At 44.1% G+C, this 19,451-nt stretch carries 14 protein-coding genes and 1 pseudogene; 10 read left to right on the top strand and 5 right to left on the bottom strand.

The features are described 5' to 3' along the window. Positions 1 to 83: 83 nt before the first annotated feature. The 4 genes from FM037_RS23165 to gcvP all read left to right on the top strand — a co-directional run bounded on the left by FM037_RS23165 (position 84) and on the right by gcvP (position 6,406). A complete protein-coding gene (locus tag FM037_RS23165; protein WP_185977089.1) occupies positions 84 to 1,289 on the top strand; it encodes an FAD-dependent oxidoreductase in 1,206 nt (401 codons plus the stop codon). 446 nt (positions 1,290 to 1,735) lie between these two features. Beyond that, complete coding sequence (gene gcvT / locus FM037_RS23160) at positions 1,736 to 2,830, top strand: glycine cleavage system aminomethyltransferase GcvT (protein WP_144047946.1); 1,095 nt, start codon at positions 1,736 to 1,738, stop codon at positions 2,828 to 2,830. A gap of 37 nt (positions 2,831 to 2,867) precedes the next feature. Continuing rightward, positions 2,868 to 3,257 carry a glycine cleavage system protein GcvH gene (gene gcvH / locus FM037_RS23155; protein ID WP_144047945.1) on the top strand — a complete coding sequence of 130 codons (390 nt, stop codon included), beginning with the start codon at positions 2,868 to 2,870 and terminating at the stop codon, positions 3,255 to 3,257. A 260-nt stretch (positions 3,258 to 3,517) separates the two neighbouring features. Further along, entirely contained in the window at positions 3,518 to 6,406 is a 2,889-nt protein-coding gene (gcvP, locus tag FM037_RS23150) for an aminomethyl-transferring glycine dehydrogenase (RefSeq protein ID WP_144047944.1), read from the top strand. 730 nt (positions 6,407 to 7,136) lie between these two features. Here gcvP and FM037_RS23145 read toward each other — a convergent pair. Next, positions 7,137 to 7,595, bottom strand: coding sequence for a PACE efflux transporter (locus FM037_RS23145; protein WP_144047943.1), 459 nt, complete (start codon positions 7,593 to 7,595; stop codon positions 7,137 to 7,139). A 94-nt stretch (positions 7,596 to 7,689) separates the two neighbouring features. Between FM037_RS23145 and FM037_RS23140 the strand changes: the two genes are divergently transcribed. Next, on the top strand, positions 7,690 to 8,568 hold the full coding sequence (locus tag FM037_RS23140; RefSeq protein ID WP_144047942.1) for a LysR family transcriptional regulator: 879 nt from the start codon (positions 7,690 to 7,692) through the stop codon (positions 8,566 to 8,568). 206 nt (positions 8,569 to 8,774) lie between these two features. Next, positions 8,775 to 9,200 carry a hypothetical protein gene (locus tag FM037_RS23135; protein WP_144047941.1) on the top strand — a complete coding sequence of 142 codons (426 nt, stop codon included), beginning with the start codon at positions 8,775 to 8,777 and terminating at the stop codon, positions 9,198 to 9,200. A gap of 87 nt (positions 9,201 to 9,287) precedes the next feature. On the opposite strand, the pseudogene FM037_RS23130 reads toward FM037_RS23135, so the two are convergent. Beyond that, a pseudogene (locus FM037_RS23130) lies at positions 9,288 to 9,569 on the bottom strand (alpha-amylase family glycosyl hydrolase); the annotation flags it as partial. 482 nt (positions 9,570 to 10,051) lie between these two features. Between FM037_RS23130 and FM037_RS23125 the strand changes: the two are divergent. Continuing rightward, positions 10,052 to 11,335 (top strand): anthrax toxin-like adenylyl cyclase domain-containing protein, encoded by a 1,284-nt coding sequence (locus tag FM037_RS23125; protein WP_144047940.1) that lies wholly within the window; start codon positions 10,052 to 10,054, stop codon positions 11,333 to 11,335. Between the two features lie 235 nt (positions 11,336 to 11,570). On the opposite strand, the gene FM037_RS23120 is transcribed toward FM037_RS23125, so the two are convergent. After that, positions 11,571 to 12,008: a dCMP deaminase family protein gene (locus FM037_RS23120; protein ID WP_144047939.1), complete on the bottom strand. Its 438-nt coding sequence runs from the start codon at positions 12,006 to 12,008 to the stop codon at positions 11,571 to 11,573. Positions 12,009 to 12,436: 428 nt separating this feature from the next. On the opposite strand from FM037_RS23120, the gene FM037_RS23115 reads away from it, so the two are divergent. Further along, positions 12,437 to 12,685, top strand: coding sequence for a DUF3297 family protein (locus tag FM037_RS23115; protein WP_144049098.1), 249 nt, complete (start codon positions 12,437 to 12,439; stop codon positions 12,683 to 12,685). Positions 12,686 to 13,059: 374 nt separating this feature from the next. Here FM037_RS23115 and FM037_RS23110 read toward each other — a convergent pair whose 3' ends face one another. Further along, a complete protein-coding gene (locus tag FM037_RS23110) occupies positions 13,060 to 14,298 on the bottom strand; it encodes a RidA family protein (RefSeq protein ID WP_144047938.1) in 1,239 nt (412 codons plus the stop codon). Between the two features lie 447 nt (positions 14,299 to 14,745). Next, positions 14,746 to 16,785 carry an alpha/beta fold hydrolase gene (locus FM037_RS23105; protein WP_144047937.1) on the bottom strand — a complete coding sequence of 680 codons (2,040 nt, stop codon included), beginning with the start codon at positions 16,783 to 16,785 and terminating at the stop codon, positions 14,746 to 14,748. Between the two features lie 266 nt (positions 16,786 to 17,051). Between FM037_RS23105 and FM037_RS23100 the strand changes: the two genes are divergently transcribed. Then, positions 17,052 to 17,900, top strand: coding sequence for an HDOD domain-containing protein (locus FM037_RS23100; RefSeq protein WP_144047936.1), 849 nt, complete (start codon positions 17,052 to 17,054; stop codon positions 17,898 to 17,900). Positions 17,901 to 18,148: 248 nt separating this feature from the next. Next, positions 18,149 to 19,234 (top strand): DUF3083 family protein, encoded by a 1,086-nt coding sequence (locus tag FM037_RS23095; protein ID WP_144047935.1) that lies wholly within the window; start codon positions 18,149 to 18,151, stop codon positions 19,232 to 19,234. The last annotated feature ends 217 nt before the right edge of the window (positions 19,235 to 19,451 follow it).

Here is a 19,451-nt window from a genome sequence, read left to right as displayed (position 1 = left end):
CTATTTAAAAGATTCAAACACATTGACATATAACGCTCTAGATCTTAAGTGAAGGAAGTGAGATGCACACAAACTCAAGTGCAATGCAAACCTATGATGTAGCAATTATCGGCGGCGGTATGGTGGGATTAGCAACCGCTATCGGACTGGCGATGGATGAACTGCGCGTGGTGGTTATCGACGCGGGAGAGGCACAAGCCGTCTCGGGCGTAGCCAAACTCAGAGTCAGCGCAATCAATAAGGCGAGTCAGCGCTTACTGCAAAACTTAGGTGCCTGGAGTTATCTGGATGATGAGCGCGTCAGCCCCTACCAGAAGATGGAAGTCTGGGACAAGGACAGCCTGGGCAAGATAGGTTTCGACGCTCATTCTCTCAGTGAAGAGTATCTCGGCAGCATCATCGAAAATGACAACATACGTTTCGCCCTGTCTAAGCGGGCGGCGGAGTTCGACGAGATAACCTATCTTGAGAACCATAGACTCGATAAAATTGCTTTCGGTGAACGTGAAGCCTGGTTGACCTTAGACAATGGCGATAACATCAGCGCCGCCTTAGTTATCGGCGCCGATGGTGCCAATTCTTGGGTGCGTGAGCAGTGTAAGATCCCCATGACTTTTTGGGATTATGGCCATCATGCTGTGGTGGCCAGCATTCGCACCGAAATCCCACACCAAGATACCGCCCGTCAGGTGTTTCTTAAAGATGGCCCCTTGGCCTTCTTGCCCCTGTATGAAAATAATTTATGTTCCATCGTCTGGTCGGTGCCACCGGCCAAGGCCCAGCAGTTATTGGCTGCGAGCAAGCAGGAGTTTGAACGCACCCTCACCGCCGAGTTCGATGGCCGCATGGGCATGTGTCAGCTCGAGTGTGAGCCCCAGGCGTTCCCCTTGCGTATGCGTTACGCCCGTCACTTTGCCCGCCATCGCATGTTACTGGCCGGCGACGCAGCGCACACCATACACCCGCTAGCGGGGCAGGGAGTCAACCTTGGCTTCTTAGACGCGGCGGCGGTTATCGAGACCATAACCGAGCTCAAGTTAGACGGTAAAGATATTGGTGATTACAGTAACTTACGTGCGCTTGAACGCTGGCGTAAGGCCGATGCGCTGGAGATGATTGCCGCGATGGAAGGTTTCAAGCGTTTATTCGAAGGTAGCAATCCTGTTAAGAAAGTATTACGGGATTTTGGCTTAAATTTAGTCGATAACCTTTCTCCTGTGAAAACACTGTTTATACAGCAGGCCATGGGTAACAAAAACAGCCTGCCAAAGCTATGTAAACAAGACTAGACACTTGAGTCAACTAAGACTATTAAGTCAAGCATTTCAGTGGGTTATCCTCGATGGGTGTGTAAGCAATACTTATGTGTTAAAAAACAACATGTTCAACATGAGAAAAAGTAATGGCAAAAGGATTCGGATTAGAAAATTCTTTTGTATACAAAACGGTGTTGCGAGGTATAATTTCGCCGCATTTTAGTACCGATGAGATTTTGTTTCTTAAAGGAAACTCATCGCTGCAATTTTATCTAACGCAATTGATGCACGTATTACGACCGACTATTTAAACAGTAAATAGTGACAGGAGTAATATGTTTGCAGACACACTTTGGCCGTATGTACCCTACGCTAGGTGTTTCTGTTCTGTATTTCTTCTTATGCAGAAGCTAAGCCGAACAGATAGCTGTGTAGTTACGCCAGGTTAGACCCGAAAAGGGCATAATAACGAGATAATAATGGCTAATAAAACTGTACTCTTTAACAAGCACTTAGAATCAGACGCTAAGATGGTAGATTTCCACGGTTGGGATATGCCACTGAACTATGGTTCTCAAATCGAAGAACATCATGCGGTTCGTCAAGACGCTGGCATGTTCGATGTGTCTCACATGACAGTTGTCGATGTGACTGGCACAGACGCCTGTGCTTTCCTGCGTAAATTATTAGCGAACGATGTCGCTAAGCTTAAAGTACCTGGTAAGGCGCTTTACGGCGGCATGCTAGATCATAACGCTGGTGTGATCGACGACCTCATCACCTATTATCTTACCGATACTCACTATCGCATCGTGGTTAACTCTGCGACCCGTGAAAAAGATCTGGCTTGGATTGCACAAGAAGTCAAAGGCTTCGACGTGGTGATCACCGAGCGTCCAGAACTGGCGATGATCGCCGTTCAGGGACCTAACGCTAAAGCCAAAGCCGCTAGTGTATTCAATGCGGATCAAAATGCAGCGGTTGAAGGCATGAAGCCTTTCTTCGGTGTGCAGTCTGGCTCACTGTTTATCGCCACTACCGGTTACACCGGTGAAACTGGTTACGAAATCATAGTGCCAGAAGATGAAGCCGAAACATTGTGGCAGGCACTGCTCGAAGCAGGCGTTAAGCCTTGTGGCCTAGGTGCACGTGACACGCTACGTCTCGAAGCTGGCATGAACCTCTACGGCCTGGATATGGACGAAACGGTTAACCCGTTAGCGGCTAACATGGGCTGGACTATCGCTTGGGAGCCGGAAGATCGTAATTTCAACGGTCGTGAAGCTCTGGCAGCAATCAAGGCTGCCGGTACCGAGAAGATGGTTGGCCTTATTATGGAAGCCAAAGGTGTTATCCGTCCGGGTATGTCTATCTTCTTCAGCGATAGCGATGGTAATGAACAGCAAGGCACTATTACCAGTGGTACATTTTCGCCAACATTAGGCTATTCTATTGCCATGGCGCGCGTCCCAAGAAGTATTGGTGACACTGCTGAAGTCGAAATGCGTAAGAAGCGCGTCGCTGTTAAAGTGATCAAACCTTCGTTTGTGCGCAATGGTAAACAAGCCTTTTAATACAGAATTAGAACAATAGAAATAAGGATCAAGAACAATGAGCAATATCCCGACTGAATTGAAATACGCTTCTTCACACGAGTGGATCCGTAAAGAAGAAGACGGTAGCTATACCGTTGGTATCAGTGAGCACGCCCAGGAGCTTTTGGGTGATATGGTATTCGTTGAGCTTCCAGACGTTGGCGATACAGTAACTGCTGGTGAAGATTGTGCCGTTGCTGAATCTGTAAAGGCTGCTTCTGACATCTATGCACCAATCTCAGGTGAAGTACTGGCAATTAACGAAGCCCTTGAAGATTCTCCTGAGCTGGTAAACAGCGATGCATTTGGTGACGGTTGGTTCTTCCGCGTGATGCCTTCTGATACAGCAGACATTGAAAACTTGCTTGATGCCGAAGGCTATCAAGCAGTTATCGACGAAGAGTAAAACCTAGTCGAAAACAAAGCCTCATTTCTTAAAAAATGAGGCTTTGTTCGTTATATCGGTTTTCACCTATTACCGAGATTAATTTATAGCTAAGTGACTTTCGTTACTCTTTGGCAAAACAGCAAGAGCCTGAAGCTGTAAGCAAGCCAAAGCTTGAAGTTCTTTAGCTATTAAAAACCACTCTATTATTAAACAATACAATTAGACCGGTACCTTAGCCCCCTACAGGCGGATACTGGCAAATATGGAATCAGGTTATCATGACCACTGAAACGCTTACTAAGCTTGAGCAGCACGATCTCTTCCTCAGCCGTCATATCGGCCCGGATAGCGCACAGCAGCAAGAGATGCTGAATTTTGTCGGTGCAGAATCTTTAGAAGATCTCACCGCGCAGATAGTGCCTGAGTCGATTCGTCTTAATCGTGACTTAGCCGTTGGCGATCACGTCAGCGAAGCCGAAGGCATGGCCTATATCCGCGCTATTGCAGATAAGAACAAGGTCTATAAGAGCTACATAGGCATGGGATACTACGGTACTCAAGTTCCTAGTGTTATCCAGCGTAACGTGCTCGAAAATCCAGGTTGGTACACGGCCTACACGCCATACCAGCCAGAGATCGCTCAGGGTCGTTTAGAAGCTATCCTTAACTTCCAGCAGCTGTCTATGGACCTTACCGGTCTGGACTTAGCGTCTTCATCACTACTGGATGAAGCGACTGCAGCGGCCGAAGCCATGGCACTGGCTAAGCGTGTATCGAAAGCCAAGAAAGCCAACATCTTCTTCGTTGCCGATGACGTGTTCCCCCAGACGCTGGATGTGATCAAGACTCGCGCCGAGTGTTTCGGTTTCGACATTATAGTGGGCCCGGCAGCTGATGCCGCTAACCACGACATCTTCGGTGCCTTGTTCCAGTACACCAACCGTTATGGTCAAATCACAGATTTCACCGAGCTATTCGAAGCACTACACGCTAAGAAGGCCGTGGTTGCTGTTGCCGCCGACATCATGTCTCTGGTTATGCTTAAATCGCCGGGCTCTATGGGCGCCGACGTGGTATTGGGTAACTCACAGCGTTTCGGTGTCCCTATGGGATTCGGTGGTCCACACGCTGCCTTCTTCGTCACTCGTGACGCATACAAGCGTTCACTGCCAGGCCGTATTATCGGTGTATCACAAGATACTCGCGGTAACCGTGCCCTACGTATGGCGATGCAGACTCGTGAGCAACATATCCGCCGCGAAAAAGCTAACTCAAACATCTGTACCGCTCAGGTATTGCTAGCGAACATGGCGTCTTTCTACGCAGTATTCCACGGCCCACAAGGTCTTAAGACTATCGCCGAGCGTATTCATCGTCTGACCGATATTCTTGCCACAGGCCTTACTGCCAAGGGCGTAACTCTGGTTAACAATACCTGGTTCGATACATTATCGATTAAAGGCTTAGACGCCGCGGCTATCAAGACGCGCTCTGAATCCCAAGGCGTTAACCTACGCATAGATAGTGACGGCCTCTTAGGTGTCAGCTTAGCCGAGACCACCACTCGTGAAGACGTGGCTCAGCTGTTCGACATCCTACTTGGCGAAGGTCATGGTCTGGACGTTGCCGCGCTCGATAGCGACATCCTTGCCAATGGCAGCACATCGGTACCGGCAGCGCTTATCCGTGAAGATGCGATTCTGACTCACCCGACATTCAATCGCTATCACAGCGAAACCGAGATGATGCGTTACATCAAGCGTCTCGAGAACAAGGATCTAGCCCTTAACCACTCAATGATCTCATTGGGCTCATGTACCATGAAGCTTAACGCAGCCACCGAGATGATGCCTATCACTTGGCCTGAGTTCGGTAACATGCACCCATTCTGCCCACAAGATCAGGCGCAAGGTTACGCACAGCTTGTAAACGAGCTTTCTGACTGGTTAGTGGACATCACAGGCTACGACACGGTATCACTACAGCCTAACTCAGGTGCACAGGGCGAGTACGCCGGTCTGCTTGCGATTAAGCAATACCACGAGTCTCGCGGCGATGCACACAGAAATATCTGTCTAATTCCTCAATCTGCACACGGTACTAACCCGGCTTCTGCTCAGCTTGCTGGCATGAAAATAGTGGTTACCGCCTGTGATAAAGACGGCAACATAGACATGGAAGACCTCAAGGCGAAAGCGGCTGAAGTTGCCGATAACCTGTCTTGTATCATGGTCACCTACCCATCGACTCACGGCGTGTACGAAGAGACGATTGGCGAGATCTGTGAAGTGATTCATCAATACGGCGGTCAGGTTTACCTCGATGGCGCCAACATGAACGCTCAAGTGGGTCTAACATCGCCAGGTTCAATCGGTGCCGATGTATCTCACCTTAACCTGCACAAGACCTTCGCTATTCCACACGGCGGCGGCGGACCGGGTATGGGCCCTATCGGTGTTAAGAAACATCTGGCGCCATTCTTGTCTGGTCATGCTGTGGTTAAGCACGGTCTCGAGTCTGATAACAACGGCGCAGTATCAGCGGCGCCATACGGTAGCGCAGGAATTCTGCCTATCACTTGGATGTACATCAAGTTACTCGGTAAGCAAGGCCTGAGACAATCGACTCAGATGGCACTGCTTAACGCTAACTACATGATGAAGAAGCTGTCTGAGCATTATCCAGTGCTTTACACTGGTCGTAACGACCGCGTAGCTCACGAATGCATCATCGATTTACGTCCGCTTAAAGAGGCGTCTGGCGTCACTGAGATGGATATCGCCAAGCGCCTTAACGATTACGGTTTCCACGCGCCAACCATGAGCTTCCCGGTTGCGGGCACGCTTATGATTGAGCCGACTGAATCTGAGTCTAAGGTTGAGCTGGATAGATTCATCGAAGCTATGATCTCTATTCGCGGCGAAGCAGCTCGAGTTGAGTCTGGCGAGTGGCCTGTAGACAACAACCCGCTGAGCAATGCACCGCATACATTGGCTGATATCATGGACCCTGAGTTTGACTCACGTCCATATAGCCGTGAAGTGGCCGTGTTCCCGACAGCAGCAGTTAAGTTAAACAAGTTCTGGCCTACGGTTAACCGTATCGATGACGTGTTTGGTGACAGAAATCTTTTCTGTGCTTGTGTACCAATCGCTGACTATGAATAAATGACTACTTGGCCTAGATAATACGGCTTCAGCCTCCGGTTTTCGCTGCTCATTGACACCAGTCAACTCCGCGGCGAAAACCATCGGCTTCCTTGTCTTATCGTCGGCAGTTACGTCATTTGGCTGCTTGGGCTTGATAATACTTCTGTTACTAAGAGTTTCGCCAGCGACGTAATTCTGGAGTCGTTGGCTTCATTTGATGTAGGAGCGGCTTCAGCCGCGAAGTGATTAAAGCGAACCCTTTGTGGTTCGCTTTTTTGTACATGGAAGTACTTATCCGCGGTCGCCATGGATGGTGAATGAGGGGATTTGTACATGGGACTATTTATCCCCGGTCGCAGGGAAAGCGATGGAGTGGAATTTGTGTTTTTAATTCGTCATTCCGGCTAGATATTACAGTCTTTCCGGCATGCTTGTTGGCCGGAATCTGATCTCCACGGACGGAGGGAATGTCGAATCATGTATGGAACGTTATTGACCAGCTTTAGGTTTTTTTGTTACTGGGTAATAAATTAGTAAGTTAAGCCTTCTTGCTACCTAACACCTGCGGTGGGCGATGTGCAGACACTTCTATGACACGCGCGAGTACATCTGACCTCCAAGGAGGGAGGAAATGCCAAATTTTGTATGGAACAAAGTTGGCCATGTTTTTTCTGCGAAACATCCTTGTTTTCGAAGGTCATAGCAGAGTCTACACTTGAGGTTTAAAAGCAGGTTTTATCGCCGTTAGCTAATTTATTGATGGGGCTGAGCTCTCATTAACCCTGTCGTTCTCTGCTTTGTGACTAAACAGGCGTGCACGGATCACGTCATAACACCAGTTGTAGACAATCGCGTAGATCAAGAAGAAAATGACCACGCCGATGTCCATGATAAATACTGTCCAGAAATCTAGCTGCAGTATCCACATCATCAAGGGTAATGTCGCAAAAATCATGCCCAACTCAAAACCAAGCCCATGGCCTAAACGCATTTTAATGGAACGTTCAATGCGGTTAGTTCCATAGAGACGGTCAAAACCTAGGTTATAAATATAATTCCAGCACATGGCAATTAAAGACAGGCCGACAGCCAAACCTGTCGCCGATTTTGCCCCTGCGTCGGTAAATAGTGTGGCGGCGGTGATGACGAATACTAAGGCAATAGCTTCAAATAGTACGCTGTGAATAATACGTTCTTTTGTTTTCATGATAGATCTCTTCTGTGTTGTTCAGTCGTTCTTGGTTGCTATAATCATCATTAAATAAGCAAGAAGATAGTTAGTTACTATCAGGAAAAGTGATATGTATAATCTAGAACAGCTGAGAATGTTCGTTGAAGCGGCACAATCTGGCTCATTTTCGGCATGTGCTCGTCAGTTAGGAAAGGTGCAGTCGGCAGTCAGTCAGGGAATTGCCAATCTTGAAATCGATCTCGACACCACCTTGTTTGATCGTACTACACGCAAACCTTCATTAACCCCACAAGGTGAAAGACTGTTGCCGTTTGCGCAAGCTATCTTGCAACAAACCCGCGAGCTTGACTCTGTTGCTGGCGCATTTAACTTATCCCATGAAACACAGATAAAAATAGCGGTGGACGACGCATTATTTCCCATGCTAACGAGTATGCTAAATACCTTTGCATCACAGTTCCCTGCAACCATCTTAGAGCTTTATGCCGTTGCAACGCCGGATGTATTAGCCTTGGTGCATAGTGGACGAGCGGACTTAGGACTGATGTTTGCTAATAGTGGTTTTCCGCAAGAGGTGGATCTGTGCTATGTAGGGAGTTTGCCGTTCAATGGTGTTGTGAGCCCAATGCATCCTCTGGCCAGTGTCGATATCGTCACTGCCGCAGATTTAATCCCACATCGTCAACTTTTGATCCGTGGTCTAGAAGATCAGCCCCTACCGCATTTTCCGAGCATATCTTCACATATCTGGTGGGGCAATAGCTTCAATGCCGTTAATCATATGGTAAAAGAGGGGCTAGGCTGGGGCTATATTCCCAACCATATGGCGAAGCAATATGAGCGTCAGGGTGACATGGTGCTAATGAACTTAAGCTTTGACCATAAGCCATGGCGAGTACCGATTGATCGCGTGATGGCAAAACAAAAGGCTCGGGGTCCAGCGCTAATGTGGCTGGCCGATGCTGTCACAGATCTGTTAGAGGAGTAATGCATTTTTGGATTATCGCGTATGCTAGTGCTATGGGTACATAATATATGGCTGACAGCTGCGATGAATGAGTTTACTCTGACTTCACTGGTCTTTGTTGTGGTTGCATCTGGGATCGTTAGATAGCAAAATCTAAAGTTATCAGCAGAGTTACCATCTGAGTTATCACAACTATTAGCACTAGAGTGCTCAATGAGCCATTACCTATGCCAACAGAAAAAGAACAAACAATAGAAGAGTTGCAGCAAGGACTTCCCATTACGATAGTGGCCGATGGCCAATTTTCGAATTCGCTTAAGCCGTTGTTGACCCAGCTGGAGATGTGGATCAATTTTCAGGCGCTAAAAGCGGATTGGTATGGTAATGAAGATCTTATCCTCTCTTTTGATTTTACCTTAGTCAGGTCATTGGAAGAAAAAATACAACAAATCACAGAAGTGAGTGTAGAGAGCTGGGTGGTAGAATCGGGTTATGCTTATCATTATGAAAGCAGCTGCCTGACGACTATTGCTTTTATTGCGGTTGATGATTTGGCTCAGGGCGGCGTTGGTATTGAACAGGCGATAAAGGACAGATTGACAGCAGTAGCTAATGCTATTGGGGTAGAGCATGGGTTGTTGGCTTTGTCGTAGAGAAGTTGACCCATTTATTATGGATGCCATATTCACCTTCCTACGGGAATTGTTGAAGGCAGCGGCGGTGTTTAGGTATGCGTAAGCCTAAGGTGAGGGGTGAAGTGCATTACTACAAGCTTTACCTTTGCACCATTTTCCGCAGTGATGCTGCTTTTTGAATTCACACATAGCATCCCAGCGGCCGCTAATACCACTGTATTGTCGACGAAACTCTTTTGCAGAGGTTATCCAAGCATCGGGTGAGATACCAAGTTCATCAAGTAATTTCGGACGGCTTGAGTCTATGGCCCCTTTTTTGTCTGGCCTAATAGCTCTTCCTGTCCAATCGATAAGTTGTAGATAATCACAGAAATGAAATGGGAACCCTTCAAGAGTTAGATGCCTACTGTGAACACTTAGCTTAGACCGAAAGCGCAGGCAAGGGGCGCTAACTGTCATCGATGGCTTGATATCGCCTAGTTACAGACCTATTTTTACTTCAAATGCTTAACCGAACTAAAGTTCGGTATTTTGTTGCTTGTTTTTCGACGTTTGAACCGATATTTAGGCATCCAGAGGCATTCACTACACACCAGAAGCTTATGGGCAGTTTGTGAAAAAATCGATTTAAGACTAAAAATTACAAATTTAAAACGAAAATTAAAGCACAGCTAAAGTATAAAAAAATATCATGAGTGCAAGTTAATTAAAGGAAGTCATCCTATGCAATTAAATACACTCCAACTTTTTGTTAATAAATAAGTATATTGTCATCCTGGAACCGACACCCCCTACAGATTGAGCAGAGATCCCCTGACGCCTTGCTAGCACTCACCTATCAGCCTCAGCATTAATACCAAGGAGTAGATATGATAAATAATCATTCAGTCAATTCATCCCCACAAATCTTGATAAGCAATACCTCAGACAAAGAGATCAAGCCAAAATCAACCACACCCGAACCATTATCTAAAACAGATATAGAAACGCTGTTTAAAAATAACAACGTAGGAATACCTGTTGATCACGCTATAAAAATGCAATCAGTCGCCACGGACAAGAACATTATCTTTGGCATAAGACCCGTTGAAGCTATGGTTCGCCAATTAATAGATGAGTCTCACCCCACAAAAGGCTTTCTGGTAAAAGGCAAGAGTGCCAATTGGGGCCCACAAGCAGGCTTCATATGTGAAAACCAGCAGCTAAGCAAGAGAGAGAACCGTTCACAGGAAGATATCAGCAAGCTTAATGCCGACGTCCAGAAAGGGAAGGGCATGGACTATTTGGTGTCGGACTTGAGGATTAGTAAAGAAAGAATCGATGAACTGACTTTTGATCTTGGCTTGATAGAAAAAAATGTCGACCAGGAGAGTATAATCATCACTTCTAAGGGGCCGAGTGGGAAGGAGTATCGATTTGACGCCAAACAAGGGAAAGATGGATTGTACACGATATATGAAGAGTACAAGGATAAGCCGATTCAAGTATTATCCCACTCTATATCTCAAAAGCCTCTGACAGCTGATTACGATCTTTTTTTAACCAGCCCCATCATTGAAGAGCATGGCCAGTCAGGTTTAGACGCCCGTCCCAATACCGCCGTAGTATTCGGGAAACCACTATTACAAGGAGACACTAAGAGTGAAGTAGGGCCTAATTCAAAGCCAAGCTCACACAGTGGTGATACCTCAATAGTGAAAGGATTTATCGATAAAGCAGAGAGACAGATACGTCTAGAGCAATCTAAATCAGATACCGAAGAGCAGTTTTTTGCAAGGGAAGACAAGGTGATGGGGAATGTATCTCTAAGGGGGAGAGATCTTATCGATGAACTCAATATACAGCTCAATCGTGGTGAGCATCTGGAGATGTTTCATCATAGCGATGATGCTGGCAGTCCAGTGTCGGATATACGAGACAACTTCCCGGCGACATTTTACCTTCCTAAACCACTCGAATTTAATTCTGGTAAGAATAAGATAGAATTCAAAGAAGTATCCGTTATCCAGAATAGGAAAGAGTTTTCAGATTTTATTCGGTGCATTAAAGATAATGGCTATCACTTCACTAGTAATCCTAATTGGGGAGACATTCCCTCACGGCCCTCATTTGATCATGCCAGAGAATTATTTGAGGCAAAAATTCGGATTTAAGAATAACAGAGGCTTGCTGCTTGTCTCTCGATGTTTGAGCCGATATTTAGGCATCCAGAGGCATTCACTACATACAAGGAGATCATGAGGTGTAAATCATGCTGAGTTAGTGAGGTTGGGGCTGGAATTTTAGCACTTCGGAGTTGGAGAATTTAACAATAGATGGCTTGGTTAACAGTTCCTTGGCGAAGCGCTCCGTGGTTTAAACGGAGCTTTTTAAGACGCTGAGGGCTTTTTATGGCTCTACCTGCATCCAATCGACTTTAACGCCGGCTTGGTCGAGCATATCTTGGCTTATTTTAATCTTCTCTCCCCAGCGAGACAGGAAGTCTTTGCTTGGTTGTGGACTATGCACTGTACTTAAACCCGTTTGGATTATCTTTGCGGCGCAGTTAGGGCAGGGGAAATGGGTAACCCAGATCTCGCAGCCGCTGAGATCACGCTTAGCATAGAGAATGGCATTCTCTTCTGCGTGTAGGGTCTTTAGGAGCTTCATCTCACGGTTATCGGTTTCGGCACTATCGGAGATCCCGTGAGGGTAGCCGTTGAACCCTAAAGAGACAATACGGTTATCTTCGGTGATCACCGCCCCAACTTGAGTGGAGGGATCTTTACTCCAAGATGCAACGAGCTCTGCCATCTGTAGAAAACGTGTTGCCCATTTTGTCATCATCTAATAAGAACTCCAATTCTATGCTACTGAATAAACCAGTCTAACTAAGTGCTATTCTCTATTGAGAACAGTGATAAATCAACCTCTCACCAACTCGACTTAGTTAAACGGCTCAGACTAAAGCGTTTGAGAATAAACATGAGTGTCTTAATTCTCTTCCTCGACATTTGAGCCGATAGTTAGACATCTAGAGGCATTAACTAGATGCCAAGAGCTCATGAGGTGTAAATCATGTTGAATTAGTAAGGTCAGGGCTGGAATTTCAGTGATTCGAGCTGGGGGATTTAACATTGGGTGGTTATAAAATATCTAGCTATTGTCTAGAGAAGAGGGGGGCGTCACTAACATTTATTACTGCGGCTCTTGAGCATAAAGCCTGTATTGCCTACAATGGCGTACGCTTTATTCACTACCATTTAGGCCAGACCATGAACGACACTACATCGCAACCAGCCTTACCAGATCGCCTTTCCGGCAATCCCCGCAGCCCACATCATGTGGCAGCAATTTTTGAGCACGAGATAGGTATTATACTCAACGGCAAAGAGCGTTTTGATGTCGAGGAATATTGCATCAGTGAAGCTTGGGTAAAAGTCCCGTCGCACAAAGCGTTGGACCGTCGCGGCCAACCACTTTTGATGACGATAAAAGGCAAGGTTGAAGTGTTCTATCGTTAAGACGAACTGATAGCTCCCCGCGTTCAACATGCAAGTGCACCATTATTGCTAACTCATTGAAGTGACTGTCATCCTGAAGTTTCTGTTAATGTTTATGTGTGACCAAGCATCTGCAGAAGTATTTAGATGGTTTGATATGGTGCACTTAGATCATGAATTCGGGACCTTTGAAGACGTCATAGGTCTTAAATTCTTGGTCGGTAAGAGGGGGAATCAACGTGCTAGCTATTTTTAAACTGAAGGGCAAAAAAGGGTCAGATTTTTATCATTTGATCGTTATTTAAACTATCAAATAATAAAAAGCTGCCCAATCTTTATAGGCTGAATTCAGCTTATAGCAATTGAAGAACTGCTCAGCTGCAATTGAATGCCTGTTATGCTTGTGGAGGTGTACCTTCACAGTTAGAAACAACGGCATCAATTTGTACCAAAGCATCCATAGGGATAGCTGAAACGCCAACTGTTGTTCTTGCAGGAAGATCGCTTTTGAAGAAGGTGGTGTAAACTTCGTTTACAGCATCAATATCTGCGATACTTTTAAGTTGGATATTTATTTTGACTACATCGTCCATAACGTGGTCGACACTTTCCACAATTGCCTTGATATTTTTTAGGCATTGTCCAGCCTGCTCTTTTACACCACCAGCTACCATTTCACTCGTTTTTGGGTCCAAAGGTAACTGACCTGAAATATGATTGTAGTGAGAAAAAGCTACGGTGTGTGAGTATGGAACTTTTGGTGCATTTTCAGTATTGCTTGCTTCTATGACGAGTAGTCGGGTGTCTTCAGGAAGTTGTGGGGGTGTACCATCTCCGTGTGACACGACTGTATCAATTTGCACCAAAGCATCCATAGGTAAAGCTGAAACGTTAACAGCTGTCCTAGCAGGAACATAGCCTGGGAAAAATTTTGCACAAACTTCGTTTATAACTTCAATATCCGAGATGTTTTTAAGGAATATAGTTGTTTTAACTACATCGTCCATAACGTGGTCGATACTTTCTAAAATTGCTTTAATGTTGTTTAAGCACTGTTCAGTCTGCTCTTTTACACCTCCAGCTACCATTTCACCTGTTTTTGGATCGATAGGTAATTGACCTGAAATATTATTGTAATGAGAAAAAGCTACAGTTTGTGTAGATACAGAACTTTCTGGTGCATTTTTCGTGTTTCTTGCAACTTTTATGAGATCGCAAGGATCTTGTGGCGCTGTCCCTTCACCGTTTGAAATAATCGCTTCAATTTGTACCAAAGCATCATCCATAGGTAAAGCCGCAACTGCGACAGTTGTCCGTGTAGGAACATAGCTTTGGAAGAATGTTGTATAAACTTCGTCTACAGCGTTAATATCTGAGATATTCTTAAGGAATATAGTGATTTTAACAACATCGTCCATAACATGGTCGGTACTTTCTACAATTGCTTTAATATTTTCTAAGCACTGCTTTGTCTGCTCTTTTACACCGCCAGCTACGATTTTACCCGTTTTAGGGGCTAGAGGTAATTGAGCTGAAATATTATTGTAATGAGAAAAAGCTACAGTTTGTGTGGACACAGAACTTTCTGGTGCATCTCCCGTGTTTCTTGAAATCTTTATAATATTGCCACTCATATCTACATTTATCCTTTTATATAGTACATAAATACGTATTTATCTTTAATCGATCTTGTTTTAAATAATGATTAAAGTGGCGTAATGATAAGTGATATTATTTAGGGTGAATGTGATAAGTATCAAGATCTCATTTTATTAGGAATAGCGAATTAATAGAATTGATCGTCATCATTGAATTAATTGTCCGGCTAAACATCTTATTAGTTATCTTTTAATTGTTCGGTTAATTATCCACGGAAACAAGTGGGGTAGAGTGAGATTCATTTAAATCTAAAGGATTGTTTTTGAGGATGCCTTTGCGTCATTAATAAGTGCGGGAATTGATGAAATATCATGGGGGATATGGCTTGGTTTAATATTGTGTCTCTGTCTGTTTTCTTGTTAAATAGCAAGGCTCATTTATACATTATGTTTGTATAGCTATGAATAAATGAGCCTTAATGATTACTCTGTTAGTACTCCATACAGAGCAATTTCTTGCGCTGTCATCCAGTGTATATTTTTGGCTGTTGCAGCTTCTAAGGTATACCAGTAAAACTCTGTATTTATCCCTATCGCTTTATAGTAATCCAGATACAGAGTATGTGCTTGATTATCGCGAGGGTAATCCAATGCTTCTTTGCCACTGTCATCCCCCCAAGAATGTACGCCAAGCTTAGCGCCCGGTTCGATAGTGCGTTTTACACCTGCTAAAAACATATCGGTACCGCCCGATGCCACCATGCCATCAGCGGGTATATGTGTGGCTATACCACGATTTCTAATCTCCATTGAAGCCAATAAGTTGGTGTCATCATCCATAGAACCAGGGACATTTTGCATCACTATTGTTTTGATTTGCGGGTACTTGTTTAACAATGTCTGCATCACATCTAAGGTATCTGAGCCGATAACGCCATTCATATAAACGGTATCTGAACTGGTATCATTGTTTTTAAAACTAAAGTTAGCCGACTCTTCCTCATCACCTCCTTCATAGCTTACTTCGGGGATGGCTGAGACACAGCTGGCATCAACAGCCTGATTTGGCTTAGCTAAAAACTCATCTGCTAGGGTATCAAAACAGCTAAAACCAGCAAACAACTGGCCGTGGCCACCTTGGGGGTTAGTCATGTTCTGTGCATTGGGCATATTCTTAGCGACCAGGGCGCCCCAGGCTGCTGGTGTTTGTGTATCATTTTGGCCATTGAGTATTAATACTGGCAGGTTGCTAGTAATCGCCTTAGTTTCGATATCATTCGCTGGGGTAACATTCCACACTTGGCAAGACGCTTTATCGAAGCCCATATGGAACATGCCATTTACCGCTAGTTGTGTGCTCGCTGACCAGCCCTGACTATTAGCACCGGTCAAAGCTGTGATATTAAGAAATGGATATTCCTCAGCACAAACAGTCGATAACCCCATGGCGTTATAAAGCATATCTTCTGCACCGAAAGTTTCATCATTGGCAGCTTCTTCATTGTCAGCTTGTTCATTATCTTGTTCGGTTATTAATCTTTCAAAAGCTGATGAATATTTACTGATATCTTCATTAACAGCCATTAGATAGTTAATGATTACCGGCTCTGTGGCCAGTTCGAGTAAGTTCTGGATGAATACTCGGCTCTCAGCCACCATGCCCTCATTATGCATACGGGCAATAATGTCTTCGATAGCGTCTTTAAAATCATCAGCAGGGCAAGTATCAGTGTTAGCACAATTTTTGACTATCTGATTCAAGGATTCATAGGTTGCCCACGGTGTGTCAGACATGCCGTTCACTTCTATCGGGAACATACCATCTAAAATAACACTGCGAATGCCTTCGCTATTTTCTCGCATTATGGTTGTTGCAAGGCGAGTTCCATAAGAGATGCCATACACATTCCACTCTGGTATTTGTAAGGCTTCTCTTAACTGAATAAAGTCCAAAGCATTATGCACGCTATGGTAAGCATTTAAATCCACGCCTGACTTTTCAAGCCTCGCTTTACACGCTTGTATTTGCGCAGGCGTACCAGCTTCACCATTGTACTCAGTACAAAATAATGCGGGTTTTGAATAGCCGGTACCGCGCTGGTCTACTAAGTAAACATCTCTGTCTTTGATGAAGGTGTTACTTTCAATCACCTGACCAATACTCGCGCTGGCATTCCCCCCAGGACCTCCTTGCAAATAAACAATCGGATCGGCTTTTTTATCTGATGAGATTGAGGCCAGTTTTATCACGGCTATTTCAATCTTTTTTTCTGACGCAGGTTGACCATATATTGCATGCTTTTCCGGTACGCTAAGATAGCCGCAGCTAGAGCCAGTCGTTAAGAGTGTTAACTGGCTAGCCGATAGCATGTCCTTACATTCAATCGACTTATAAGTGTTAACGGCCTCGGTAACACCATTTCCATTATTAGCCTCTGTTTTCGAACTTGAACCTCCACAAGCACTTAGCATACTAGTAGCAATTATTGTCGATGCAATAAGGGGGTATTTAACCTTTATCATTGCTAGCTTCCTTTGTTTTAAATTAAAGAGTTATGGTTTTCACAGTTTCATAAATTATTTCTAAGTGCTGTGATAATCCGTGTGTTGATAAGCGATTATCGGGTATTTGAAACGTGTTTAGGGTAAGCGTATGTAAGGCCTTATATGTAGGAAGCGACAAGTGACAATTAAAGACAAATTTAATGGTGCCAATTATGTTATTGGCATTGAACAAATCAACTCGTTAACTATTATTAGTACTACCCTATCCGTACCAGTTGAATCTAATGTCAAAGTCACCTCTTGATTACGCCAAGCAAGCGCAAGAATTATGTGTGCTATCTGATGTTTATATGACATTGAACCGAATGTTATCGAGTGATAGTTGTAGCATGGAGGAGTTGGCAGGTGCCATTGCCTATGAGCCAGCTATTGCCGCATCGATTTTAAAAATAGCCAATAGTGCTATGTTCAGTATGCCAAGAAAGATAGACAACCTTTCTAAAGCATTAGTCTTACTTGGTATAGGGGAGGTAAAAAAGCTGGTGAATGCTTATGGTGTTACCGCGGCATTTTCTAGCATTGATCCTAAAGTCGCAGATATGGATAAATTTTGGGAGATAAGCGTAGATTGCGCCTTGATTTGCCAGTACTTTTCAAAAAATAAGCAAATCCTCAATACTGACAGCATCTTTTTGTCCGGGCTATTTCATAATTTGGGGATGTTAGCCATTGTCCACAGTGAGCCAGATAGAGTCAGATATTGTGAGGGCTATGATAGCGATGAAACACCTTGGCTTCGCCAGAGAGAGTTATTTGGTTTTACCTTCGCCGATTGCACCACCGAGTTGTTAAAGCTGTGGAACTTACCGGACACCATCATACAGCCCATTGCAGAGTTCAATCGCGTAGAGCTTGCCCCACTCGCTGCCAATAGCAAATTGCTTTATATGGCTTCGCGTTTAGCGGTAATTAATGCCGAACCTGGGGTATATACCAAGGAGGCGTTAATCAACCAGCTTGTTTTGGATGATCTGGATATTAGCTTAGATGAAATAAATCAATCTCTTGAGTATTGTAATTTGCAAGCAATGGAGCTTTTAGCTACTTTTCCAATACAAGGACGTATGAGATAAAAATCGAGACCTAGTTAAGTATTTTCTAATTCATGATATAAGTGTACTTATAATTTTAAGAGGGGCTTGTTTATTAACTTGATTTTTTTGCATATTGATTTTAATAAACAAATCATAATCGAAGGATATAATATTGCAGCTGGTAAAAGCATGTTTTATCGCAGGGCTCTCTTAACAAATTTTCGTAACAGCTTATTGCTAGCATTAGCACCAAGCTGCACATGGTTCACTTATCACAAGGAATATATATGTCCCTTAGCCATCAGCAAAAAGTGTACATCCCCAAGGACGTTAGAAGTAATCAATACATCACTGCAGAAATCAAAGTAACGGATGCGTTGTTGGCCCATTACCCCGATCACAACACGTGTTATCAGACGTTTAGTCAGGCTATTTTCAATCTTGCCGAGCAAGAAGAGTTATATAACGTGCATGTGATCACTAACGATAAGTTACCCGTAGTGCGTTTTCACACTGAAGCGTATTGCTTCCCAACTGCAGAACAGATCATATTTTTCTATAATCCTGAGTATCATGTAGCGCAAAGTCTCCATAGTAAGGATGATTACCGAGCACGCAAAATAAGGATTGTATTCTTAGCGACGGGTGAAGACATTCGCATTAACTCAGCTAATTTTCATATAAAAGTGCAGTCTTTCCTCGCGAAACTGATGCCTCAATTGCCAGAAAAAGATCTCACAATCAAAATCCGTGATCATCAACATCTTTCTTATGATCTGTTCGCCAAAGCTAAAGGCAACAAAGAGAGTTATGGATACAAACTAAGAACAATCAGTGACAGATATAAAGCAAGAAAATGTCCGCTCCCAGAAGGACATGGTTCATTATGCTATGTTACGGTAAAACTACCTCTCAGTCGTAAGCTCAAACAAGCGATATTGTCAGAACATACCAATGACTTTACGCCACTGTATCAGAAGCTAGAGGATGCATTTATCCAAGCTACATCAGCCAAACAACTTAAGCGGATTGCTATGGTGGCGAATGGGCTAACACCACTTGTACGCAACAGTAAATACGATCAAGTTGAGGGTACAGACGAAGTACAAATGCTCGGCTTTGACCCCAATTTAGAAGAGCAACAATTTATTCGTCATTGGGACGGTAACCACTTAGTCGAAACGGTGAGTTTTACTATAGCCGCAGGAGTAAAAGACTGTAAGGATGGCGGTCTTGGCCGTTATTTGAATCGAGTTGAAGATGCGTTAAAGAGCCTTACGTCTGAATTAGGCTTAGATAAATCACGCGAAGAACTCATTGTGCGGTTCCATCAACATATTAGCTATCAAACCCCTGAACAGTTAGTCAATTAACACTCATATCATGGGTGGTACCGTTAAGAAGAGTGATTAACGGTACCATCCATGTTATTGGAAGTGTATTGCTACGCTACTATTTTTTCTTGTCTTAAATGTATAAATTTATATGTAAACTTATCCTAAACGTAAGTTAATCTGCTAGTTATCTAAATTTAATGATGCTGTATCTTATTGTAAATAAAGTTTATTTGTTTGGTTTTTTGGGTCGTGA

Origin of the sequence: Shewanella psychropiezotolerans, from assembly GCF_007197555.1 — a bacterium.
Classification (GTDB): domain Bacteria; phylum Pseudomonadota; class Gammaproteobacteria; order Enterobacterales; family Shewanellaceae; genus Shewanella; species Shewanella psychropiezotolerans.
Note: the sequence above shows the minus strand (reverse complement) of the source record. Positions and strands in the feature narration are given on the sequence as shown.